The organism is Allobosea sp. 05T438, from assembly GCF_056396025.1.
This window is the reverse complement of record NZ_JBFTKQ010000012.1, coordinates 152,375-174,494: the sequence shown is the minus strand read 5'-3', so window position 1 is coordinate 174,494 and position 22,120 is coordinate 152,375. Positions and strand designations below refer to the sequence as shown.

At 64.6% G+C, this 22,120-nt stretch carries 29 protein-coding genes and 1 pseudogene; 10 read left to right on the top strand and 20 right to left on the bottom strand.

The annotated features are described in order from the left end of the window. Positions 1-204 (top strand): annotated as a pseudogene (locus tag AC1DIN_RS21755) (hypothetical protein); the annotation flags it as partial. Then, positions 170-481 (top strand): DUF982 domain-containing protein, encoded by a 312-nt coding sequence (locus AC1DIN_RS21750; protein WP_476811266.1) that lies wholly within the window; start codon positions 170-172, stop codon positions 479-481. The pseudogene AC1DIN_RS21755 and the gene AC1DIN_RS21750, both read left to right, overlap by 35 nt. 223 nt (positions 482-704) lie before the next feature. Here AC1DIN_RS21750 and AC1DIN_RS21745 read toward each other — a convergent pair whose 3' ends face one another. The 12 genes from AC1DIN_RS21745 to AC1DIN_RS21690 all read right to left on the bottom strand — a co-directional run bounded on the left by AC1DIN_RS21745 (position 705) and on the right by AC1DIN_RS21690 (position 7,356). Continuing rightward, positions 705-1,346, bottom strand: coding sequence for a hypothetical protein (locus AC1DIN_RS21745; protein ID WP_476811265.1), 642 nt, complete (start codon positions 1,344-1,346; stop codon positions 705-707). 16 nt (positions 1,347-1,362) lie between these two features. Continuing rightward, a complete protein-coding gene (locus AC1DIN_RS21740) occupies positions 1,363-1,605 on the bottom strand; it encodes a DUF551 domain-containing protein (protein WP_476811264.1) in 243 nt (80 codons plus the stop codon). Beyond that, the gene (locus AC1DIN_RS21735) at positions 1,598-1,870 is read right to left on the bottom strand and encodes a hypothetical protein (protein ID WP_476811263.1); all 273 of its coding nucleotides are present in this window, start codon (positions 1,868-1,870) and stop codon (positions 1,598-1,600) included. The genes AC1DIN_RS21740 and AC1DIN_RS21735 overlap by 8 nt, the downstream gene beginning before the upstream one ends. Further along, positions 1,863-2,345 carry a hypothetical protein gene (locus tag AC1DIN_RS21730; protein WP_476811262.1) on the bottom strand — a complete coding sequence of 161 codons (483 nt, stop codon included), beginning with the start codon at positions 2,343-2,345 and terminating at the stop codon, positions 1,863-1,865. Before AC1DIN_RS21730 ends, AC1DIN_RS21735 begins: the two co-directional genes overlap by 8 nt. After that, positions 2,342-2,974: a hypothetical protein gene (locus AC1DIN_RS21725; protein WP_476811261.1), complete on the bottom strand. Its 633-nt coding sequence runs from the start codon at positions 2,972-2,974 to the stop codon at positions 2,342-2,344. Before AC1DIN_RS21725 ends, AC1DIN_RS21730 begins: the two co-directional genes overlap by 4 nt. Beyond that, positions 2,971-3,561, bottom strand: coding sequence for an HNH endonuclease (locus tag AC1DIN_RS21720; protein WP_476811260.1), 591 nt, complete (start codon positions 3,559-3,561; stop codon positions 2,971-2,973). The genes AC1DIN_RS21725 and AC1DIN_RS21720 overlap by 4 nt, the downstream gene beginning before the upstream one ends. Beyond that, positions 3,558-4,115 (bottom strand): hypothetical protein, encoded by a 558-nt coding sequence (locus tag AC1DIN_RS21715; RefSeq protein ID WP_476811259.1) that lies wholly within the window; start codon positions 4,113-4,115, stop codon positions 3,558-3,560. The genes AC1DIN_RS21720 and AC1DIN_RS21715 overlap by 4 nt, the downstream gene beginning before the upstream one ends. Positions 4,116-4,305: 190 nt before the next feature. Continuing rightward, a complete protein-coding gene (locus tag AC1DIN_RS21710; protein ID WP_476811258.1) occupies positions 4,306-4,536 on the bottom strand; it encodes a hypothetical protein in 231 nt (76 codons plus the stop codon). Further along, a complete protein-coding gene (locus tag AC1DIN_RS21705) occupies positions 4,529-5,149 on the bottom strand; it encodes a hypothetical protein (protein ID WP_476811257.1) in 621 nt (206 codons plus the stop codon). Before AC1DIN_RS21705 ends, AC1DIN_RS21710 begins: the two co-directional genes overlap by 8 nt. Next, complete coding sequence (locus tag AC1DIN_RS21700; protein ID WP_476811256.1) at positions 5,146-6,132, bottom strand: DNA cytosine methyltransferase; 987 nt, start codon at positions 6,130-6,132, stop codon at positions 5,146-5,148. The genes AC1DIN_RS21705 and AC1DIN_RS21700 overlap by 4 nt, the downstream gene beginning before the upstream one ends. Beyond that, positions 6,129-6,515 (bottom strand): hypothetical protein, encoded by a 387-nt coding sequence (locus AC1DIN_RS21695; protein WP_476811255.1) that lies wholly within the window; start codon positions 6,513-6,515, stop codon positions 6,129-6,131. The genes AC1DIN_RS21700 and AC1DIN_RS21695 overlap by 4 nt, the downstream gene beginning before the upstream one ends. Continuing rightward, positions 6,508-7,356 carry a DUF5131 family protein gene (locus tag AC1DIN_RS21690; RefSeq protein WP_476811254.1) on the bottom strand — a complete coding sequence of 283 codons (849 nt, stop codon included), beginning with the start codon at positions 7,354-7,356 and terminating at the stop codon, positions 6,508-6,510. Before AC1DIN_RS21690 ends, AC1DIN_RS21695 begins: the two co-directional genes overlap by 8 nt. Positions 7,357-7,601: 245 nt before the next feature. Here AC1DIN_RS21690 and dapA point away from each other — a divergent pair, with 245 nt between their 5' ends. Genes dapA through smpB form a run of 3 tightly spaced genes read left to right on the top strand, consistent with a single transcriptional unit; the run spans position 7,602 to position 9,664 of the window. Next, the gene (gene dapA / locus AC1DIN_RS21685) at positions 7,602-8,495 is read left to right on the top strand and encodes a 4-hydroxy-tetrahydrodipicolinate synthase (protein ID WP_441468392.1); all 894 of its coding nucleotides are present in this window, start codon (positions 7,602-7,604) and stop codon (positions 8,493-8,495) included. A 51-nt stretch (positions 8,496-8,546) separates the two neighbouring features. Further along, a complete protein-coding gene (locus AC1DIN_RS21680; protein ID WP_441468391.1) occupies positions 8,547-9,194 on the top strand; it encodes an FMN-binding negative transcriptional regulator in 648 nt (215 codons plus the stop codon). Beyond that, a complete protein-coding gene (gene smpB, locus AC1DIN_RS21675; RefSeq protein WP_441468390.1) occupies positions 9,191-9,664 on the top strand; it encodes an SsrA-binding protein SmpB in 474 nt (157 codons plus the stop codon). Before AC1DIN_RS21680 ends, smpB begins: the two co-directional genes overlap by 4 nt. 41 nt (positions 9,665-9,705) lie before the next feature. On the opposite strand, the gene AC1DIN_RS21670 is transcribed toward smpB, so the two are convergent. From AC1DIN_RS21670 to lepB, 5 genes are all read right to left on the bottom strand, one after another. Continuing rightward, complete coding sequence (locus tag AC1DIN_RS21670) at positions 9,706-10,341, bottom strand: LabA-like NYN domain-containing protein (protein WP_441468389.1); 636 nt, start codon at positions 10,339-10,341, stop codon at positions 9,706-9,708. 207 nt (positions 10,342-10,548) lie between these two features. Next, on the bottom strand, positions 10,549-11,094 hold the full coding sequence (locus tag AC1DIN_RS21665) for a sugar O-acetyltransferase (RefSeq protein ID WP_476811253.1): 546 nt from the start codon (positions 11,092-11,094) through the stop codon (positions 10,549-10,551). A 17-nt stretch (positions 11,095-11,111) separates the two neighbouring features. Then, positions 11,112-12,029: a GTPase Era gene (gene era, locus AC1DIN_RS21660; RefSeq protein WP_441468387.1), complete on the bottom strand. Its 918-nt coding sequence runs from the start codon at positions 12,027-12,029 to the stop codon at positions 11,112-11,114. Continuing rightward, positions 12,022-12,753, bottom strand: a complete 732-nt coding sequence (gene rnc, locus AC1DIN_RS21655; protein ID WP_441468386.1) for a ribonuclease III — start codon at positions 12,751-12,753, stop codon at positions 12,022-12,024. The genes era and rnc overlap by 8 nt, the downstream gene beginning before the upstream one ends. After that, positions 12,750-13,517 (bottom strand): signal peptidase I, encoded by a 768-nt coding sequence (gene lepB / locus AC1DIN_RS21650; protein ID WP_441468385.1) that lies wholly within the window; start codon positions 13,515-13,517, stop codon positions 12,750-12,752. Before lepB ends, rnc begins: the two co-directional genes overlap by 4 nt. A gap of 243 nt (positions 13,518-13,760) precedes the next feature. Between lepB and aqpZ the strand changes: the two genes are divergently transcribed. Continuing rightward, positions 13,761-14,486, top strand: coding sequence for an aquaporin Z (aqpZ, locus tag AC1DIN_RS21645; RefSeq protein WP_476811252.1), 726 nt, complete (start codon positions 13,761-13,763; stop codon positions 14,484-14,486). 109 nt (positions 14,487-14,595) lie between these two features. Here aqpZ and acpS read toward each other — a convergent pair whose 3' ends face one another. Beyond that, positions 14,596-14,997: a holo-ACP synthase gene (acpS, locus tag AC1DIN_RS21640; protein WP_441468383.1), complete on the bottom strand. Its 402-nt coding sequence runs from the start codon at positions 14,995-14,997 to the stop codon at positions 14,596-14,598. 52 nt (positions 14,998-15,049) lie between these two features. After that, entirely contained in the window at positions 15,050-15,802 is a 753-nt protein-coding gene (locus AC1DIN_RS21635; protein WP_476811251.1) for a pyridoxine 5'-phosphate synthase, read from the bottom strand. Between the two features lie 238 nt (positions 15,803-16,040). On the opposite strand from AC1DIN_RS21635, the gene AC1DIN_RS21630 reads away from it, so the two are divergent. The 3 genes from AC1DIN_RS21630 (at position 16,041) to AC1DIN_RS21620 (ending at position 20,602) form a co-directional block, all read left to right on the top strand. After that, positions 16,041-17,750, top strand: a complete 1,710-nt coding sequence (locus AC1DIN_RS21630) for an ATP-binding protein (protein ID WP_476811250.1) — start codon at positions 16,041-16,043, stop codon at positions 17,748-17,750. An 87-nt stretch (positions 17,751-17,837) separates the two neighbouring features. Then, complete coding sequence (gene rpoZ, locus AC1DIN_RS21625) at positions 17,838-18,227, top strand: DNA-directed RNA polymerase subunit omega (protein ID WP_441468380.1); 390 nt, start codon at positions 17,838-17,840, stop codon at positions 18,225-18,227. A gap of 161 nt (positions 18,228-18,388) precedes the next feature. After that, positions 18,389-20,602: a RelA/SpoT family protein gene (locus tag AC1DIN_RS21620; RefSeq protein WP_441468951.1), complete on the top strand. Its 2,214-nt coding sequence runs from the start codon at positions 18,389-18,391 to the stop codon at positions 20,600-20,602. An 85-nt stretch (positions 20,603-20,687) separates the two neighbouring features. Here the strand turns inward: AC1DIN_RS21620 and AC1DIN_RS21615 are convergent, their stop codons facing one another. Continuing rightward, positions 20,688-21,650, bottom strand: coding sequence for a LysR substrate-binding domain-containing protein (locus AC1DIN_RS21615; protein WP_476811249.1), 963 nt, complete (start codon positions 21,648-21,650; stop codon positions 20,688-20,690). Between AC1DIN_RS21615 and AC1DIN_RS21610 the strand changes: the two genes are divergently transcribed. Next, positions 21,649-22,032, top strand: a complete 384-nt coding sequence (locus AC1DIN_RS21610; protein ID WP_476811248.1) for a tautomerase family protein — start codon at positions 21,649-21,651, stop codon at positions 22,030-22,032. The genes AC1DIN_RS21615 and AC1DIN_RS21610 overlap by 2 nt on opposite strands. Positions 22,033-22,120 lie beyond the last annotated feature (88 nt).

Sequence of the window (22,120 nt, the reverse complement as noted above, 5' to 3'; positions counted from 1 at the left end):
GTGAAGGCGATCCATCCCAAGGCGATGCCGGTCATCCTCACGACACCGGAGGAGTGCGAAACCTGGATGACGGCGCCGTGGGAACAGGCGTGGGCGCTGCAGCGACCGTTGCCGGATGGCTCGTTGAGCATCGTAGCCCGCGGTGTGAAGAAGGATGGCGGAGACCCGGATGCTGAACGGCCGGCGCAGGCTTCCTTGGTCTAACGGAACCCTTCGCCGCGACGCGCGTAGTCGCGACATGCCGCTGCACTGGTTCACCCCTCCCGTCTATGTCGAGTCGACTAAGGTCGGCGAGCGTTACGCCGTGAGCAGCGTAGAGCGTGCGGCTGAGTTCCTACTGTCGTGGCGGGAGCAATCTGGCGCAGAAACGTGGCGTTTTGCGATCGCAACATGCATGGCCGCGCTCAAGGGCGAAGTTCCGGCAGTGCACGCGAGGAAAGCTTTTGAGGCGGCCGCGCGCGACTGCGGTAAGCTCGTCTGATCACCGCCAAGCCCCGCTCAGCCATCCATAGACCGCAACGAAGACGAGAGCCATGAAGGCGAGGACGATGGTGAAGCCGTTGGCGCGGATCATGGGGTGTCCTGAGAGCGGATGGCTGAAACGTAGCCTGACCTGACCTTAGCCAACCATTTCCCGAGCCGCTCCGGGTTGAGCGCGATCAGGGTTATGATGAAGGTCAATAGAAGCGCTAAACCGGCCATGCCTATTCCCCCGCCCGGATGGCAGCGGCGGCTCGTTCCAAGCCGCGCTCGATGAAAAACTCGGGCCCGAGCGCATCATCGCCATGGTGCAGGTTGTCGTCGTATTCCCGCATCGCCACGTCAATATGACTGGCATAAGCCGTGATCGCGTCCTCTCTTGCCGCTGCGAGCGCGGCTTCGGCGGCTAGGGCGCTGGCTTCTGGCTTGGCAAATGACGCTTCACCGGCCCATCCGCTATCGCCGCCGTTGCCCTCGTAAAGAGCATAGGCTTCCGGCAGGTATTGCTCGTACCATTCCGCCCCGGCGCTGGCTTCGTTGCCGAAGAAGGCATTGCCGTCGAGCATGGCGAGCGTCTCCGCGACGGGCCGTAGCTTCGCCTTTTCCTCGGGGCTGAATGATCCATGGCTTCGCCATCCGCCCTCGGGCTCGCTGATGCGGTAGGGCGGCCACTCGTGCCGCTCCTTCTCCGCCACGACCGGGGCGAAGAGGGCGAGAATGCACTGTGCCGCGGGGACGTAGTTTTCCCAATGCAGGCGATAGCATTTGAACTCCGAGCCAGACGGCCCGATGTTGCCCGATCCATGGACGCATTCGTCCGGGCGAAACGGGCATATCGCCCGCGCCACGTCCTCGACGCTCGGCATCGCGGCAGGGGCTGTGTCAGCGCTCATCGCGGGGCTCCAAGGCGGCGCGGGGAGGGTCTGGCAGCGGCATCCAATGGGTCGGGGGMTCGTCCATAACGATAGACTGCCAGCCGCCGATCTGAGCGTGCCACGTCCAGTCCTCGTACCAGACGATCATCATGTTGTTCGTGCGGCCGGCCCAGCATGCCAAGACCTTCTGCCCTTCTTTAGGTGCCGTATCGATTGTCTGCCACGCTTCCTCGCTCAGCTTCTCAGCCATGGTCGTTCTCCTTGGCGGGGCGGGTGAGCAGCTTGTGGCGGAGCAACACCTCGCAGCACACCGGGGCACGCTGCCCGACATAGGCCGCATCGCCTTTGAAATGGTGGCCCATGAAGTGAGGGCAGTCCGGGCCGATATCTGGCGCGCAATTGCCGTGATTCAGTGGGCAGTTCTCCGCATGGTCGAGCCCGCCTCGGAAATCGAAGATGGCATGGTTCGTCGGAGCGGCCTTGTCGTAAAGCTCAAGCTTCGTCAGCTCACCCATGGGTGTCTTCCTCCTTCGGCATGGCGGGGCGGGAGGGGGATTTTGAGTGCGCATCCGCGAGTGTCCGAGCCTGCGCTTGAATCGCTCGCAGGCAAGCGGCAAGCAGGGCGCGTGCTGGAGTTGGGCACTCCGCTTCAATATAGCGAACTGCAATGCCGTCGCTGGTGTTGTGGTCAGAAAGGAACCCCCGGTAGCGGTATCGTTCTGGCCGCCCTCGCATCTGTCCGAGGCTCCACGACCACCCCGGCAGCTTCTGATCGAGCAGAGAGACGACGGCGTCGAGGCTCGACGTGATGCGCGGCGTGATGCTCGCGGCATAACTCCCTTCGACGAACGGCCAGGTTTTGTCTGCGGACGGGTCGTGGAGCGCGTCGAGAATGTCGCCGTCCAACTCCCGATCAGCCCCTTCGCCGCTTTCGACGCGCTCTATGAGTTCTGGCCGGAGTCTCGCGGATGCCACATCAGATCCCTTCACGACTTCCTCCCATCGATCTCGGTCGCGGGCGCTAGGGCGGCGGATAGGCCCGGCAAAGACCCGCGTCCGTGGCGAGTTGCCCGCTTCGCTCGGATGCGGGCGATGGTCTCGGGCTGCTGAAGCTTAGCAAGGTCCGCTTCGGCGCAGGCCATGAGATCGCCGCCGGCATAGACGCAGAGAGATGCCAGCGTGGTCATTGCCGCGCCGATTTCCTTGGCGGCCTCCCCGACCGGGCGACCGAAGGTGTAATCGACCAGCGCGTGCATATCCTCGCCCGTCATGCCGAAGGCTTGGCACGTCTCAAGCGCCTCTTCGGCGAAACGATCCCGACGCTCAGCAACATCAGTCGGGTCGCCTTCGAAGAGAACGGCGCAGGCCGCTTTGACGCGCTGCTGGTAGCTCTCCACCGTGGCGGGCGCGGGATGCGCGGCGCGCTCCTTCGGTGGGTGCTCATGCAGGTCATGCCAAGCCACCGGCTCCGCAGGGCCGGCAGAGGACGAGAGGGCGGCGCGGTAGGCGGCGATGCGACGTAGCTCGTCTGCTGCTGCGTTCGGGCAGCATCCCGCTTCCAGCCACTCAGCGACCAGCACCAGAGAGCCTTCCCGGGGTGGATTGTCCAGAATGGTCATGCCTTATCTCCCGGAACGTCTGGAAAGTTGAGGTAAGCGAACTCCCCGTGGACCCGCGACACTGCGGCGTCGTAGGCGCGGGCTGCTTCTTCACCATTGTCGAAGTAGCCCAGCTCGTGCTTTTCTCCGTTGTGCTTGAATGCAGCCAGGAATTTTCCGCTCCGCCTATTGAGGCTGACGCCTTTGTATCCCGAGGCATTTCTGCGGAAGGGGCCTCGATTTTGGAGGTTCTGAGCATGGGTCGCGAGCCGAAGGTTGCCTATTCGGTTGTCACGCTTGTTGCCGTTGATGTGGTCGATGGCTAACCGGGGCTGCTCACCGTAGTGGAGTTCCCAACAAAGCCGGTGCGAAAGGTATTCCGTCCTTCTGAAACGGACGTAGTGATACCCGTCCTTCCGCACAAAGCCGGCTTGTCTCCCGATGACGATGCTTGGTGTCGCTTTCGGGGCACCTACCCATGTTAATATCCCTGTCTCTGCTTCATATGAAAGATAGGTCAGAAGCTCGACTACTTCGCTTCGTTTTGACCTCGCGACGCCGCTCATCGCCGCCGTGGAAGCCTCGAAAGGTTGACGGTAGACCCTCATGACTCACCCCCGCCCGCAGGCTCAGAGGCGGGCTTGGCGAGGGCAGCATTCAGATCGGCGATGATCTGGTCCCGATCTTCATTCGTGACTGTGTGCCGGAAATGCAGAGCGATCGCCTTGTCGTTCTCAGCAACGCCGGAGATCGCGACAATTGGCAACGCGCTGTCTGTGAACCATAGGTCGGTCACGCCCCCATCCTCCGACCCGCTCGTCGGGGCCGGGGTGGCGTCGCTGGCGAGGGGCGTCATCTTGTCGGCATAGTCGTAGGCCGCCTTCCGTAAATCGACTGCGGTGTACCGGCCGATTTTCGTGACCCATTCCGCGCCCCGCAGATAGGCCGCTTGGAGCGCTTCGAAAGTCAAAGCCTCACGCACCGCATCCCCGCTCGGTGACGCAGGCGAGGCGGCAGGGGATGGGGAGGAGGTGAGCATGGCGCGGTAGATGTCGCGCTCGTGACCCGCGCCTTTGTTGAAGCGTGGCCAAGCCGCGACCATTTCATCAGTCGGCTCGACCGGCACCAGCTTCCACTGCGCGGAGGTTGAGGGGGGGGGCATGGGCGGGGCTCCTTTGGCTTCGTCAGCTCGCGCCGAATGCTGTTGAATTGCTGTTCGAGCTGGGGGAGCCAATCGGCGGCTGCCTTGCGGTATTCATCGTTCCCGCTGGCCTTGTGCATGTTGGCCAAAGCGTGAGCGTGCAGGAGGTTTTCGATCATCCCTGCAATGAGCGTTGACGCGAGCTCCCCCATCAAAACACCTTGATCTGGAATGATAGGCGGCGGGTTACGCCATCGGCGTCGGTGATCTGGCATGTAGAGGCTGGCGGGTTGATGCCGGCTTCGGCGCCGATGCGTTCCCAGTTTCCAGGGTGATTCAGGTCGAGCCCGAGCCGGTGAGCCGCCCGTCGCAGGGCAGCAGCACGCTCGTTCATCTCCTGCATCGGAGCCGGAATAGGAGACAAGTCCAAATGGTCAGCCACGTCCCGCCTCCCTCTGTTCCGTCCCTGGATCGGAGGGGGGATTATTTGTGGCATCCGCGGGGGTTGCGGGACTGTTCTCCAGAACCGAGCGGGCGCGGCGCTCCTTTCGACTGGCGATGGCATCGGCGTAGCGCCGCGCGATCATCTGGTCGATGTCGACAAGCTTGTCCCGCACGAGCGTGCTGTCTGGGATGAGGCTATCCAGTTCGTTCACTACGAACCGAGCGCCATCTGCCCAAGCGGTATCGATACGCTCGTCTAGCGCCTCTTCCGAGGCTTTGAGGGCGGCTAGGGCTTCGTCGCGCTCACGTTCGGCAGCGTCCAAGGCTTCGCGCATCCGTTTGACCTGCTCGGCAAGTGACGGCGATCCACCATCCGGCGGGTCCATGAAGCGGACGCCGGGGAGTTTCGCCGCTATGGCGTTCTGCTCGGCTTCTAGGATTTCGCCCCAGCGGTTTGCCTCCGCCAGCTCTGCGGCCTGTGCGAGAAGGGCGTCGGCTGCCTGCTTGGCGAGGCGAAGCAGGCGATTGATCTTCTTCGCGACAGGAGCGTCAGTCGCTTCCCAACGCTCGCGCAGCTCCTCAACGAGCCCTGCAATGTCGACCCCGCTCATGGCGCGGCCCTTTCCATGTCGAGAAACGCGCCGATCACTTCCGCCGCGACTTGCGGGACGATGGCATTGCCGTAGGCGCGCAGCTTTCCCACTCGGGCGGGAACCCCATGAGCCAGCAGACGAATGCCGGGTTCAACGCGCCGGGCTTTCCCGTCTGCTCCGGATGCCCACTCTGCCCCAGACCAATGCGTCGAATTGCGACCAGACCAGCCGAGTTCCCCGCTTCGTTGTTCCCGTTGCGCGCTGGAGCAAGACTGGTCGGCGTCGGATACAGAGCAGCCTGCCGAGGTAGTTGATCCAGCCGCTTCCGCCCGTCCGTGGCGACCGTCGCCATCCCGGGTGTGTCCTTCCAGTCGCGAGCGCTCGGCGTCGTCCACATGACGTGGTACCAAGCCGCCGTGTCCTCCAGTCGGCAGTTCCCTGGGTCTGATGCCCGCGACGGGTTCCCGAATCCGCCGTTGTTCCCGCACCGAGCTGTAGGCCACAAACCAGAGGCGATCTCTCCGATGGGGCGCATCGACGGCACAAGCCGGGACAACGGACGCCCCGCAGGCGTAGCCGATGCCTTCCAGGTTAGAATGCACTCCGTCGAGCCAGTCCTTTCCAACCGCTGCCGCAACCTGCTCTCCCATGACGACGGGAGGCTTGCAGTCTCGGATGAGGTCGAAGAGGACCGGCCAGAGATGGCGCTCGTCAGCTTGGCCTTCCTGCTTGCCTGCGACACTGAAGGGCTGGCAAGGGCAGCTTCCGGTCCAGAGCGGCTTGTCGTCAGGCCACCCTGCAAGACGCGCAGCGTAGCTCCATCCACCGATGCCGGCGAAGAAATGGCACTGTGTGTATCCGACCAGGTCGGCAGGTCGAACATCGACAATTGAGCGCTCGTCAACGTCGCCTGGCGCAATGTGGCCTCCTGCGATGAGGTTGCGGAGCCACTGCGCCGCATAGGGGTCAATCTCGTTGTAGTAGGCGTGGACCCCGCTCATGGCGCGATCTCCCCTGGAAGGGGGTTTTTGTGCGCATCCGCGTGGTTCGTGCGCCCTTCGGCCTTGGCGATGGCGGCCTTCGCAGCGGTCGAGGCGTATCCATCCTGCGCTCCGAGAGCCTTCAGCGCACCGATGCACTGCCACAGCGCCTCGAACATGTCGGGAGCCGCCGCAAACAATACGGCGCTCTCTCGTGCGCTTTCGATGCCGCCCGTGACTTGCGCTGGGAAGATCGCCACCGTCTCCGCGCCGCTGGTGACGATTTCGTATGGCCACTCGCGCCCGGCGCAAGTCGGCCCCTCCACGCTTGCAGCGGTTGGTCCGGTGATGCCGCCGTCAGGGTAACCGACGATCATCTCCTTCGTGCTTGCCCGCTCACCCACGGCTGGACTCCTGCGAAGGAGAGGGGTGCTTGGCGAGCGAGGCCTTAGCGAGTTCGCCGCTGCTGGGCGTCTTCGGGAATTCCCGAACCATGAGGTTGGCCGGAATCGGTCGCATGCGCGCCTTCACCGAACCACCCATCTGCTTCACGAAGATTGCAGTCCCGGAGTCTCTGCACTGCGAAACGATGCTCTCGGCCCATGCGTCCTCCATCGGACGAGCGCCTGATCCGCTTTCGCCGCCGACGATGACCCAGTCGAGATCGGTGAAGTCACCGACGATCGGGCCGAGGAGTGGCTCTGCCGAGAGGCCAACCCATGGCAACGACAAGCGTCGCTTGAGAGCGCGCAATCGCGGCACGTCCCTGTCGAACTCTTCCTGGTTCACGACAGAGATCAGCAGGCCGGCATGCTGAGGCCACGTCGAGACGCCGATGGCAGCCAGCCGTTTCTCGACAATGCTGATCCGCTTCGTCACGATCTGGATGTCGACCCGATCGCACTGGACGATCTTGCCCCATGCCTCGGCAAACCACTCGATCGGCACCTCATTGTCGAAAAGGTCCGACATGGACTGGATGAAGACGCGACGGCGCGAGTTGGGGTGATAGCCGCCGATCTCCGCGTCGGCCGCCCACCACGCATAATCGTTGTCGAGCCGATTGAGCAGGGCGGGCGCGCCCTTGATCTTGCGGCGCGCGGCGCCGACGCCCCAGAGGCTTTCGCCAAAGCGGCCAGACCACGTTTCTGCATAACAGTGGTCGCAGCCGGGACCGACCTTCGTGCAGCCCCACCAGAAATTGACGGTCGCGTCCGTCCACTCGATCGCGCTGCGCTCACCCACGGCCAGCACTCCGGGGAGAGGGGGAACGCTTTTCAGTGTTCTCGCCTGTTCCGGCTGCGTACACCGCTGTTCCGGCGATGCTTTTCAACGCGCCTTGAGTGATCTCAAGCGGTTGGCAAAATTCGTCTTGATGAAGGCTTAACTATGAGGCCACGGATTTTCATGCATTGCCGGCTTTGCCTTGACCAAACGACGGTTTATGTGTGGCGGCCCGACAACCCGTGTTTCGCTTCAGGATCTGCCCCATGACCAAGCACATTGCCTTTACCGGCTCGATGCCCGCTCTGGTCACCCCCTTCAAAGCCGGCAAGGTCGATGAGGAGGCGCTGCGCGCGCTGGTCGAATGGCAGATCGCGAGCGGTTCGACCGGCCTCGTCCCCGTCGGCACCACCGGCGAGAGCCCGACGCTCTCCCATGACGAGCACAAGCGCGTGGTCGAGATCGTCGTCGATCAGGCCAAGGGCCGCGTTCCGGTGATCGCCGGCGCCGGCTCCAACAACACGATCGAGGCGATCGACCTGGCCGTTCACGCCGAAAAGGCCGGCGCCGACGCCGTCCTTGTGGTGACGCCCTACTACAACAAGCCCACCCAGGAGGGCATGTACCAGCACTTCAAGGCGGTGAACGATGCGGTCGGCATCCCGATCATCATCTACAACATCCCGCCGCGCTCGGTGGTGGACATGTCGGTCGAGACGATGACGCGGCTCTATGAGCTCAAGAACATCGCGGGCGTGAAGGATGCGACTGCCAATCTCGCTCGCGTCTCGCAGCAGCGCCACGCCATGGGGCCGGACTTCATCCAGCTCTCGGGCGAGGACATGACGGCGCTGGCCTACATGGCTGCCGGCGGCCATGGCTGCATCTCGGTCGTCGCCAATGTCGCGCCGCGCCTCTGCGCCGATCTGATGGACGCCACGCTGAAGGGCGATTTCGCCAAGGCGCTGAAGGTGCAGGATCGGCTCGTGCCGCTCCATGACGCCATCTTCAAGGAGCCGGGGCTGGCCGGTGCCAAGCATGGGCTCACGCTGCTCGGCCGTATCGAGGAGGAAGTCCGCCTGCCGCTGCTGCCGGTGACGCCGGCCACGGGCAAGGTCATCCGCGAGGCCATGGTTTTCGCCGGGCTGTTGAATGCCTAAGTAAGGATTGCGTTCGACCGGTCTTCCCGGCCGACGTCAGGGAATTCCGGGATGTACGAGCCCAGTCACTTCAAGGTCGAGGACCGCGCGCAGCTCCACGCTGTCATCCGGCAGCATCCGCTCGCGTCGCTGGTGACAGTGGGCGAGGGCGGGCTGATCGCCAACCCCGTTCCCTTCATCCTTCATGCCGATGAGGGCGAGAACGGCGTGCTGCGCGCCCATCTCGCGCGTCCCAATGCGCAGTGGAAGGCGATCGCGGCCGGGGCGGAGACGCTGGTCATCTTCACCGGCGTCGAGCGCTACGTCACGCCGGCCTGGTATGCGACCAAGCGGGAGACCGGGAAGGTCGTGCCGACCTGGAACTACGTCACGGTGCAAGTCCGCGGCCCCGCCCGCGTGATCGAGGATCCGGCCTGGCTGCGCGCCCAGCTCGAGTCGCTGACGCAGCAGCAGGAGGCGCCTCGCGCCGAGCCATGGGCGGTCTCGGACGCGCCGGAGCCTTTCATCGCGGCACAGGCGCGCGGTATCGTCGGCGTCGAGATCGAGATCGCCTCGATCATCGGCAAGTTCAAACTCAGCCAGAACCGGCGGGAGGACGACAAGCTCGGCGTCCTCAACGGCCTGAGCGCCGATCCTGAAACGGACGCGCAGGCGATGGCCTCGCTGGTGAAAAAACATGGATTCAGTGGAACTGCATGAAGAAGCCTGATCCCGCCCGCTACCGGCTCGCCGCCGACAACCGCAAGGCGCGCTTCAATTACGAGATCAAGGAGACACTGGAGGCGGGCATCGCTCTGCAGGGCACCGAGATCAAGTCGCTCCGTGGCGGCAAGGCGACGATCGGCGAGAGCTATGCTGGCCCGATGGGCGAGGAACTCTTCCTGTTCAACGCCTATATCCCGGAATATTTGGAGGCGAACCGCTTCAACCATGAGGTTCGCCGGCCGCGCAAGCTCCTGCTCCACCGGCGCGAGATCAACAAGCTGATGGGCGCGGTCCAGCGCGAGGGCATGGCTCTGATCCCGCTCAAGGTCTATTTCAACGACAAGGGCAGGGCGAAGGTCGAGCTCGGCCTCGGCAAGGGCAAGAAGCTCCACGACAAGCGCGAAACCGAGAAGACCCGCGACTGGAACCGCGACAAGCAGCGGCTCTTGAAGACGGGTGGGTGAAGCCTATTCAATAGGCGCCGCCCCACACCTTGCCGTGGAACTCACCCTTCCACCGGCTCATCGCCCTGCCGGATACCGTAGCGCCGTTCCAGAGCGGGGTTGCCCGGTGCGGCTGGGCCGCCGCCGGGCGCGGTGCTGCGGGGGCTGCGCTCGGACGGATCGCGCCCGACCTTCTGCATGAGCTGGGCGAGGTCGAGGAACTCGTCGCATTGCCGGCGCAGCTCGTCCGAAACCATCGGCGGATTGGTCGAGATCGTCGAGACGACGGAGACCTTGACGCCCTTGCGCTGCACTGCCTCGACCAGCGGGCGGAAGTCGCCGTCACCGGAGAACAGGTAGATCTGATCGAGATGTGGCGCGAGCTCGAGCATCTCGATCGCGAGCTCGATGTCCATATTCCCCTTCACGCGCCGCCGGCCCGTGGCGTCGGTGAACTCCTTGGCTGCCTTGGTGATGACGCGGTAGCCGTTGTAGTCCAGCCAGTCGACCAGCGGGCGGATCGAGGAGTACTCCTCGCTTTCGACGAGGGTGGTGAAATAGAAGGCGCGGATCAGATTGCCGCGACTCTGGAACTCCCGCAGCAGGCGACGGTAATCCATGTCGAAGCCGAGCTGCTTCGAGGTCGCGTAGAGATTGGCGCCGTCGATGAAAAGCGCGATGCGCGGTGCGCCGTTCATGGCAATCACTCCTGCTCAAATGACTTCAATTATTAGAGATGGAAGCAAAAGGCGTTTGAACAATGTCTTTCATGAATGAAATTTGACAGGCTTCAAACAAGGGCGTGGCGTCTTGACGCAGCTCAGTAGCGTCGCGGTGAGGCTACCCACCGTCCTACGATCGTGCTGACGAATGGTCTCGGCCGCCGGATGGGTTATGTCGCGGCGTCAAGGCCGCAGCCGCGCCGGATTGCCCACTGCCGTGCGACCAGCGGGCACGTCGCGCGTGACCACGCTGCCCGCGCCGATGATCGCATCGTCCCCGATCGTGACTCCCGGCAGGATGATCGCGCCGCCGCCGATCCAGACATTGTGCCCGATGCTGACCGGGCGTCCGAGTTCCAGCATCTGACGGCGCCGGGCCGGGTCGCGCGGGTGATCGGCGGTGAGGATCTGGACGCCGGGGCCGATCTGCGTGCCGTCACCGATCGTCACGGCGACGACATCCAGGATGACGCAGTTGAAGTTCAGGAAGACATTGTCGCCGAGGCTGATGTTGTAGCCATAGTCGCAATGGAAGGGCGGGCGGATGGCGACGTCCCGCCCGACATGGCGGAACGCCTCCTGCATCAACGCGAGCCTTTGCTCAGGCGCGGCCGTGGTGGCGTTGAAGTGCTCCATCCAGGCGCTGATGCGGCGGTTGTCGGCGATGAGCTCCGGGCTGTCGGCGCGGTAGAGCTCGCCCGCCAGCATCTTCTCCTTCTCGCTGCGCATCGCCGTCTTCCGCGTGCTCAGCCTTTGCCCTTGGGGAACTCCAGCCCCATCTCGCGGTAGCGCTCCGGGTCGTCGCTCCAGTTCTCGCGGACCTTCACGAACAGGAAGAGGTGGACCTTGGCCTCGGCTGCCTCGGCGATTTCGGCACGAGCCCTCTGGCCGATCGCCTTGATCGTCTGGCCGCCTTCACCGAGCACGATCTTCCGCTGCCCCTCGCGCTCGACATAGATCGTCTGCTCGATCCTGACCGAGCCATCCGGCTTCTGCTGCCAGCTCTCGGTCTCGACCGTAGAGCGGTAGGGCAATTCGTCGTGCAGCCGCTCGAAGATCTTCTCGCGGGTGATCTCGGCCGCGAGGAAGCGCAAGGGAGCGTCCGAGATCTGGTCTTCAGGATAGAGCCAGGGGCCGGGCGGCAGCCGCTTCTCCAGCCAGGTCAGGATGTCCTTGACGCCGTAGCCGGTCAGGGCCGCGACCATGAAGGTGGCTTCGAACTGCCCCCGCTCGTTCACCTTGGTGGTGATCTCGAGCAGCTTCTCCTTCGCCACCGTGTCGATCTTGTTGAGGATCAGGAACTTCGGCTGCTTCAGCTCGGCGAGCTTCTCCAGCAGAGCGGTATTCTCTTCATGATCGAAACGGGCGACGTCGATCAGCACGCCGATCAGGTCGGCGTCGGTCGCGCCGCCCCAGGCGCTCGTCACCATGGCGCGGTCGAGCCGGCGCTTGGGTGCGAAGATGCCGGGCGTGTCGACGAAGATGACCTGCGCCGGGCCGGACAGGGCGATGCCGCGCACCTGCGTGCGCGTCGTCTGCACCTTGCGAGAGACGATCGAGACCTTGGCGCCGACGAGTTGGTTGAGCAGCGTCGACTTGCCGGCATTCGGCGCGCCGATCAGCGCGACGAAGCCGCAGCGCGTGGGTTGATCGGTTTCAGACATTGTCGCCTTCCGGGTTGTCGTTCCACAGGCCTTCACGCCGCAGGAAAGCTTCGGCCGCCGACTGCTCGGCCAGCCGCTTGGAGGGGCCGCGCGCCTCGGAGTCCGCGAGCCCGGTGATCTTTGCCGCCACGACGAAGACCGGTGCGTGGTCCGGCCCCGAACGTCCGCGCTCGCTATAGGTGGGCGTCGGATAGCCCTTGCCTTGAGCCCATTCCTGCAGTGCGGTCTTGGCGTCGCGCAACGGGCGGACCGGCTTTATCAGCCGCTCGCCGAAGGCGCGCTCGACCAGGGCGCGGGCGGCCTCGTAGCCGCCGTCGATGAAGACCGCGCCGATGACCGCCTCGCAGGCATCGGCCAGGATCGCCTTGTTCTTGCGGGCGCCGCCCTGGATCTCGCCATCGCCTAGCCGCATGAACTGCCCGAGATTCCAGCCTTGCGCCACCTCGGCGCAGGTCTCCTTGCGCACGAGATCGGCGAGGCGGCGCGAAAGATTGCCTTCCTCGGATTGCGGATAGCGCCGGAACAGCATGTCGGCGATCGACAGGCCGAGCACCCGGTCGCCGAGGAATTCGAGGCGCTGATAGCTCGCCAGCCGCGATTCCTCGGCGCTCATATGGGTGAGCGCCGTCGTCAGCAGGGACTTGTCGCTGAAATCGTGCTCCAGCGCGGCTTCGAGCCGCGCTGTGTCCGGCGCCTTGCGCGCGGTTTCGCTGCTTTTGCTCACTTGATGGTGCTGAACAGACGGTTCCAGCGAACCGTATAGGGCCATTCCCAGATCTTCCAGGCCGAGGCGCCGTCCTCGATCGAGAAGAAGATGATCTCGGCCCGGCCGACAAAGTTCTCGAACGGCACATAGCCGACGCTGCGGTCGCGCGAGTCGAGCGAGTTGTCGCGATTGTCGCCCATCATGAAGAAATGACCGGGCGGCACGACGAAGACCTGCGTGTTGTCGAAGGTGCCGGTGTCGCCTTCGCGCTCGATGATCTCATGGCGGACGCCGTTCGGCAGCGTTTCGATATAGCGGATCACCGGAACGCTGCGGCCCCAATTGTCGCTGGTTACATAGTCGGCGATGCGCTCACGCTTCACCGGCTGGTTGTTGATGTGCAGGATGCCGTCGATCATCTGGATGCGGTCGCCGGGCAGGCCGATGACGCGCTTGATGTAGTCGGTCGAGTTGTCGGTCGGCAGCTTGAAGACGGCGATGTCGCCGCGCTTGGGCTCGGCGGCCCAGATGCGCCCCGAAAACAGCGGCGGGCTGAACGGGATCGAGTGCTTGGAATAGCCGTAGGTGTACTTGGACACGAAGAGATAGTCGCCGATCAGCAGCGTCGGGATCAGCGAGCCCGAAGGGATGTTGAAGGGCTGGAACAGCAGGGTGCGGATGACCAACGCGATGAGGAGCGCCTGGACGACGACCTTGATCGTCTCGAAGACGCCGCCCTCGTCCTTGGCCGTCTTGTTCTTGCTTTCGACTTCGTTGGCCACGCGGGGGGCTCCTGGGACTGCGATCCAGCGCGGTCTAGCCGACTATCGCGTCTGCGACAACGCGCAAGAGCAGTCCGGAGGGATGACGCTGGCGGATGGCGAATACATGATCACAACAATTACAATGCGAGAAAACGGCGGGAGCTGGGCCGAATTCGCAGGGCGAATACCCACTTCGATGCGTTGACGATATCGTGTTTCACGAACAGCATTCGCTTGTTTCCGACCTTTGGGGGAATCACCATGAGCACGAAGAAATATGTCGCCGAAGCCATTGGCACGTTCTGGTTGACTTTTGCGGGTTGCGGCAGCGCGGTCATCGCTGCAGGTTTTCCAAATGTCGGCATCGGGTTGCTCGGCGTTTCGCTCGCTTTCGGCCTCACCGTCGTGACGATGGCCTACGCCATCGGCCATGTTTCCGGTTGCCATCTCAACCCGGCCGTGACGGTCGGGCTCGCGGCGGGCGGTCGTTTCCCGGCGGGGCAGGTCGTTCCTTACATCGTCGCGCAGGTGGTCGGCGCGATCGTGGCCGCGGCCGTTCTCTACCTGATCGCCCGCGGCGCGCCTGGTTTCGACCTTGCCAACGGTTTCGCCTCGAACGGTTACGGCGAACACTCACCCGGAAAGTACAATATCGTCTCGGCCTTCCTCATGGAAGTCGTGATGACGATGATGTTCCTGTTCATCATCATGGGGTCGACCCACGGCAAGGCTCCGGCAGGCTTCGCGCCGCTCGCCATCGGCCTCGGCCTGTGCCTGATCCATCTCGTCAGCATCCCCGTGACGAACACCTCCGTGAACCCGGCCCGCAGCACCGGCCCGGCACTGTTCGTCGGCGGCTGGGCGCTCGGCCAGCTCTGGCTCTTCTGGGTCGCTCCGCTGATCGGCGGCGTGCTTGGCGGCGTCATCTATCGTTGGCTGAGCGATGAGCCGCAGGGCGTCGTCAGCGGCACCCAGCCGGCCGAATAGGTCCGGTCGAAAGCCGGGACCGCCACTGTCCTTCTCCGGGCGCGCGCCGCAAGGCGTGAGCCCGGAATGGATGATGGCGGTTCCGATCCCGACGACTGCCGGTTCCGTCTCAGGCGACCGGCCGGGCCTCGATCACGACGAAGGCCTGCGCCAGCGGCGGATCGTCCGTCAGCGAGACATGGACGATCGCCTCGAAGCCTGCAGGCGTCATGGCCTTCACGCGCTCCAGCGCGCCGCCCGTCAACCGCATCGTCGGGCGCCCACCCGGCAGGTTGACCACCTCCATGTCGCGCCAGAAAACGCCGGCCCGCATGCCGGTGCCCAGCGCTTTCGAGCAGGCTTCCTTGGCGGCGAAGCGGCGGGCATAGGAGGCCGCGCGGGTGGCGCGGCGGTCGGATTTCGTCCGCTCGCCGTCGGTGAAGACGCGCTGGGTGAAGCGTTCGCCGAAGCGTTCGAGGGAGCGCTCGATGCGGCGGATGTCGCAGAGGTCGGAGCCGATGCCGAGGATCATGCTTCGCGTTTAGAGCATCGGCCGAGAAAGTGGAAACCGGTTTCCTGCGCGGTCAGCGCCCGGCGCCGCGCCCTTCGTCCATCGCCTGCCGAATCCGGCGGATCGCGGTCTCCAGCCCGACGAAGATCGCTTCGCCGATCAGGAAGTGACCGATGTTGAATTCGACGAAGGCCTGAACACCGGCAAGTTTGCGGGCCGTGTCGTAGTCGAGCCCGTGCCCGGCGTGGACTTCAAGCCCGACCTTGGCCGCATAGGCGGCACCGTTGGCCAGCCGCTGGAACTCGGTTTCTGCCCTGGCCGTCTCGCCATCCGCAACCGCATGGCACCAGCTGCCGGTGTGAAGTTCGACGACGGGGGCGCCGAGCTTGGCAGCCATCGCGATCGGTGCCTCGTCCGGCTCGATGAAGAGCGAGACGCGGCATCCGGCCGCCTTCAGCCGGGTGATGCGCGGCGCAAGCTGCGCTTCCTGGCCAACGACGTCGAGCCCGCCCTCGGTCGTGCGTTCCTCGCGCTTCTCCGGGACGAGGCAGGCTGCGTGCGGCTTCAGCCGCTCAGCCAGCGCGATCATCTCGTCGGTGGCGGCCATCTCGAAATTGAGCGGCTTGGTCAGCTCGGCGGCGAGCCGTTCCATGTCGGCGTCGCGGATATGGCGGCGATCCTCGCGGAGATGGGCGGTGATCCCGTCGGCTCCGGCGGCGATGGCGAGATGGGCGGCGCGGACCGGATCGGGCAGGGTGCCCCCGCGTGCATTCCTCACCGTGGCGACATGGTCGATGTTGATGCCGAGACGCAGCCCTTCGGCCATGGTGCAAGCCCTCTTTGTAGCTACCCGTGCTTAGACGAAAGCACGGCATCGGCTCAATGCAGGGATTGTGATGCCGGCCTCACGATTTGTGATCTGTAAGGCCGTCCGCGGGGGCGAGGGCGGTTTGCTATTTGATAACCGCAAATGGTTGTTTGTTCTCCGTGAAGGTAATCGTAACCGGCGCGCTGTAACATCAAGACTTAAATTTACTAAACCTTAGATTGAGCGAGCGGGATTTATGCAACTCCCCTTGAACAACGCGGCCTTCCATACGGACATCACGCCGGACCGTCGCAATGCCGGTCAGCCGCCGGAGCGTGCGCTCGGGCGAGTCATCGCCTGTGACGGCTCGCGCGCCACCATCCTGAGCGCAGTCTCGACCGGGAACTGGCAGGCGAGCGACGCTTGGGCGATCGGCCGCATGGTCTCGATCAATCTCGGTCAGAGCCGCATCGTGGCCCTGGTCTACAAGCTGCACGCGGTCGAACCGGCCTGGACCGATGGCGAGAACCCGATCCAGGTCGAGGTCGAGTTTCTGGGCGAGGTTCTTGAGAAATCGGACGGCTCGATGCGCTTCCAGAGCGGCATTACCGGCTATCCGCCGATCGGCGCCGTCGCTCACCGCATCAGGGCCGGCGATCTCGCACTCGTCCACGACCTTGGCGACCGGAAAGGTGCCGAGATCGGCCACGTCACGCAGGATGCCAGTATCCCGGCGACCGTCAGCATCCAGGACATGCTCTCGCGCCATTTCGCTCTCGTCGGCACGACAGGTGTCGGCAAGTCGAGCGCCGTTTCGCTGTTGCTGCGCCGTGCCGTTGCCGCGCGCCCGCGCCTGCGCGTGCTGATTCTGGATCCGCACAATGAATACTCCGTCGCCTTTCCGGATCTCGCCCTCACCATCGACGGTGACGCGCTCGACCTGCCGTTCTGGATGTTMAAGCAGGAAGAGTTTGCCGATATCGTCTTCCGCGGCCGGCCTGCGTTGGACGACGAGCCTGATATCCTGCGGGAGGTCATTGCGGCGGCCCGAGGCCGCTACCGTGTTCCGAGTGGCCAGGAATTGGCGCGTGACCTCGGATCGAGCCTGCTCAAGCGCCCGCTCGATCTCGGCGTCGGGCGCAGCGGCCCGGAGCCGGCGCCGCCCACGGGGGGCGTCGATGCATCGACGCCGTACCGCCTGAAGGACGCCTTCGCCGTTATCGACGAAATGATCGGCCTGCACGAGCAGCGTTGGCCGAGGCCGGCGCTGCGCTCGCTGAAGGTGCGGCTGGAATCTCTCCATGCCGATCCGCGCTACCGCTTCATGTTCGGCCGCGCCAATATGTACGAGACGGTGGCGCCGATCCTGGGGCAGATCTTCCGCATTCCCATGCATGGCCGGCCGATCACCGCCTTCCAGCTCGGCGGCCTGCCGGGCGAGGTGGTCAATGCCGTCGCCTCGGTGCTGTCGCGGCTCGCCTTCGATCTCGCCATGGCCAGCCAGGGCGCCTGCGAGGTCCTCGTGCTCTGCGAAGAGGCGCATCGCTATGTGCCATCGGACCAGGCGCTCGGCTTCGCGCCCACCCGCCAGGCGATCGCGCGCATCGCCAAGGAAGGGCGCAAATACGGTGCCTATCTCGGCGTGGTCACTCAGCGCCCGGGCGAGCTCGACCCGACGATCCTGTCACAATGTTCGACCGTTTTTGCGATGCGGCTGGCCAACGAGCGCGACCAGCAGATCATCCGCTCGGCGATCTCCGACGCCTCTGCCAGCACGATCAATTTCCTCTCCTCGATCGGCAACCGCGAGGCGATCGCCTTCGGCGAAGGCGTTGCGACCACGATGCGGATGCGTTTCGCCGAGCTGAAGCCGCATGAGCTGCCGGCGATGGGCGGACGCGCGGCGGAGGGCGGCGGCCGGCTGGAGCCAACCCTCGACGACATGGTCCGGCGCATGCGGGCCTGAGCGCGAATTTCTTGCATCCCGGAGGCTTTGGCTGTAAGGCCCTGCTCAACCTATTCCCTGCATCGCTGAGATCGGAAGAAGCCGCCCATGGCTCGCGTTACCGTTGAAGACTGCATCGACAAGGTCGAGAACCGCTTCGAGCTGGTGCTGCTCGCCAGCCACCGCGCGCGGATGATCCAGTCGGGCTCGTCGATCCTCGTTGCGCGCGACAACGACAAGAACCCTGTCGTTGCGCTCCGCGAGATCGCCGAGGAGAAGCTGAAGCCCGAGGATCTCAAGGAAGACCTGATCCACTCGCTGCAGAAGCATGTTGAGGTCGATGAGCCGGAGCAGGAGACCGTCCCGCTGCTCGCCAACCCCGCAACTGCGGCCACCCCCGACAGCGAGATCCAGTTCGACCGGATGAGCGAAGAGGACCTGCTGCGCGGCCTCGACGGCCTCGTTCCGCCGACCGAGAGCGCCGACGACGAGGACTGATCGTCGCGGCGTGAATCGATTGTTCATAGTTTGAAGTTAAAGCCCGGCAATGCCGGGCTTTTTCATGCCCGCCATCCGGAAAACGCCTTGCTGCCGCCCAAGCCTGTGCAAATAATCATGAGTTGCAACAAGAGAATGTCGAGGCAGAGGCCCGCATGGGCATAATGCGGCAGTACGAGCTCGTTGACCGGGTCAGGAGCTACAATCCGAATACCGACGAGGACCTGCTCAACCGGGCCTATGTCTATGCCATGCGCGCGCACGGTACGCAGAAGCGCGCCTCCGGCGACCCTTTCTTCGCTCACCCGCTCGAAGTCGCGGCGATCCTGACGGACCTCAAGCTCGACGATGCCACCATCGTCGCTGCGGTGCTGCACGATACGGTCGAGGACACGGCCGCGACGCTGGAAGAGATCGAGAGCATGTTCGGGCCGGATATCCGCCGGCTCGTCGACGGCCTCACCAAGATCAAGAAGCTCGACCTCGTCTCCAAGAAGGCGGCGCAGGGCGAGAATTTCCGCAAGCTCCTGCTCGCCATCGCCGACGATGTCCGCGTGCTGCTGGTCAAGCTCGCCGACCGCCTGCACAACATGCGCACGCTGCATTTCGTCCCCCCGGAGAAGCGGCTGCGCATCGCCGAGGAGACGATCGAGATCTACGCGCCGCTCGCCGGCCGCATGGGCATGCAGGAGCTGCGCGAGGAGCTGGAGGAGCTCTCCTTCCGCCACATCAAGCCGGAAGCTCACGCCACCGTGACCAAGCGGCTGGAGGAGGTCACCGAGCGTGAGGGCAAGGTGATCGGCGAGATCGAGCGCGATCTGAAGGAGAAGCTCGCCGCCAGCGGCATCCAGGCCCAGGTCTCCGGTCGGCGCAAGCGCCCCTATTCGATCTGGAAGAAGATGGAGCGGAAGTCGGTCTCCTTCGAGCAGCTCTCGGATATCTTCGGCTTCCGCGTCATCGTCGAGAAGCCGGAGGACTGTTACCGCGTGCTCGGCATCGTCCACATGACCTGGCCGATGGTGCCGGGCCGCTACAAGGACTACATCTCGACGCCGAAGCAGAACGACTACCGCTCGATCCACACCACCGTGGTAGGCCCCGGTCATAGCCGCGTCGAATTGCAGATCCGCACCGACACCATGGACCGTATCGCCGAATACGGCATCGCCGCGCATGCGCACTACAAGGATGGCCGGCCCGGCGAGCCGACCCAGCTCGGCGACGAGAGCCGCGCTTATCAGTGGCTGCGCCGCACCGTCGATCTGCTGAACGAGGGCGACAGCCCCGAGGAGTTTCTCGAGCACACCAAGCTCGAGCTCTTCCACGATCAGGTCTTCTGCTTCACGCCGAAGGGCCGGCTCATCGCCCTGCCGCGCGGCGCGACGCCGATCGACTTCGCCTATGCCGTCCATACCGATGTCGGCAACAGCGCCGTCGGCGCCAAGATCAACGGCCGCATCGCGCCGCTCCTGACCGAGTTGCAGAACGGCGACGAGGTCGAGATCACCCGCGCCGAGGGGCAGGCGCCGCCGGCCGCCTGGGAATCGCTCGTCGTCACCGGCAAGGCGCGCGCCGCCATCCGGCGCGCCACGCGCGCCGCCGTGCGCCGGCAATATGCCGGTCTGGGTCGCCAGATCCTCGAGCGCGCCTTCTCCCGCGCCGAGCGCGCTTTCTCCGACGACAAGCTCAAGGCTGCGCTCAGGCGCCTCGCCCGCAACACGGTCGATGACGTGCTCGCCGCCGTCGGTCGCGGCGAGATGTATTCCGGCGATGTCGTGAAGGCGGTCTATCCCGATCTCGAGCCGGAGAAGCGCGCTTCGACCGAGACCAAGCCTGGCGCTACGGCCAGCGGCAAGGGTTGGTTCGAACTGCGCCAGGGCGAGAATCTCAAGTTCAAGCTTCCGGGCGAGGGGCCTTCCGACAGCGCCATCCCGATCCGTGGCCTCGGCCGCGACCTGCCGGTGCGCTTCGCTCCACAGGGCGGTGCGGTGCCGGGCGATCGCATCGTCGGCATCCTGACGCCGGGCGAGGGCGTGACGATCTACCCGATCCAGTCGCCGGCGCTCGCCGCCTTCGACAACGAGCCCGAGCGCTGGCTCGATGTGCGCTGGGATCTCGACGACAAGGTGCCGCAGCGTTTCCCCGCCCGCATTGCGCTGAAGTCGCTGAACGAGCCCGGCTCGCTCGCCCAGATCACCACGACGATTGCCGAGCATGACGGCAATATCGACTCGGTCTCGATGAATCGTCCTAACCCGGACTTCACCGATGTCACGATCGACCTCACCGTGTGGGACCTGAAGCACCTCTCGGCGATCATCAGCGAGCTGCGTGAGAAGCGCGTGATCAGCCGCGTCGAGCGCGTGGTCGGCTAGGGGCGCGCGGTCTTTAGCGGAGATCCGCCGTCACTCCGGGCCTGGCCCGGAATGGCGGCGTGTTTCCGTGCGAGATCAGCGGGCTCTAGCCGCGGAATGCGGCCGCCAGCTCCCGCACGAAGGCGCGGCCGCGTACGGTCGCGGCATTGCTGCGCAGCACGATCGGCGAGCGCCCGAGCGAAGGTAGCCCCCAATCCGTACCGATATCGACGGCGCCCGGCGGGGCGATCCGGGATGCCAGGGCCGCGACCCCGAGGCCGCCCGCAAGCGCAGCCTGTACGGCAGCCATCCCGCCTCCGATGAAGGCTTCGCGCCAATCGATAGCGTGCCGGTCGAGCGCGTTGATTGCGTGCTGCCGCAAGCGGCATTCGGCGACGAGATTGATGAGCGGCAACGGCGCGTCGTGCTGACGCGTCAAAGCGGGGGAGGCGAACCAGCCAAGGCTATCCTCGCGCAGAACCTCGCCGGTCTTGCCGGCGCCGATCCTGCGGGTGAGGACCGCATCGAGATCACCCGCCTCATAGGCCGTTTCCAGTTGGCTCGACGGCTCGATGCGCAGATTGACGACAAGACCGGGGTCGTGCGCAGCCAGTCGCGCGAGTAGCGCTGGAACATCGGCGCCTGCGGCCTGCTCACTGATGCCAATGGCGATGCGTTCCATTGCCTCGCTGAACGTCGCGAGCGCTCGGTTGTGGGCAACAAGAAATGCGCGGGCGGCCGGCAGGAAACGCTCACCCTCGGAAGTGAGCCTTACCAGCCGCGGATGCCGCTGCAGCAGGAGCTTCCCGAGTGTTGTCTCCAGCCGCTTGATCCGMGTGCTGACCAGAGATTGCGTCGAGCCGAGCGCCTGTGCCGCACGGGTGAAGCTTGATAGCTCGGCCGCCTGGAGGAAGGCCGCAACCGCTTCCACATCGAGGGCAGGGTTGCTCATAGATTGAAAATCCATATTTATGATATCAATAATGATACGGTTTATTGTTTTGTGGATCAACGCTAGATTCCTGTCATCGACCCGCGGCTGAACGCCGCCGCTGATGGAGAGAACCATGCCTCTGATCCGGATTTCGATGCGGCGCGGCCGTCCAGCCTCCGAACCCGCCGCGATCGTCGACGGCGTCTACAGGGCGTTGCGCGAAACCTTCGAGGTGCCGGAGAAGGACCTCTTCGCCGTCGTGCATCAACATGACGCCGGCGAGTTCGTCTTCGATGCCAACTATTTCGGCTTCAATCGCAGCGTGGGTCTGGTCATCATCCAGATCACCGTCGCCAACACCCGTGGTGTCACGCAGAAGAAGAAGCTCTATGCCGCCATCGCGGCGAACCTGGCCCGCGAACCCGGTCTGAAGCCCGACGACATCTTCATCAACCTCGTCGAGGTCAAGCGCGAGGACTGGTCCTTTGGCGGCGGGATCGCCCAGTACGTGGCGTGAGGCCTGCCGTCATTCTCGGGCGCCGCACTCCAGTGACCCGAGAATCTCGTGACCAGCTCGCTGGCTTCCGAGATGGTCGGGTCAAGCC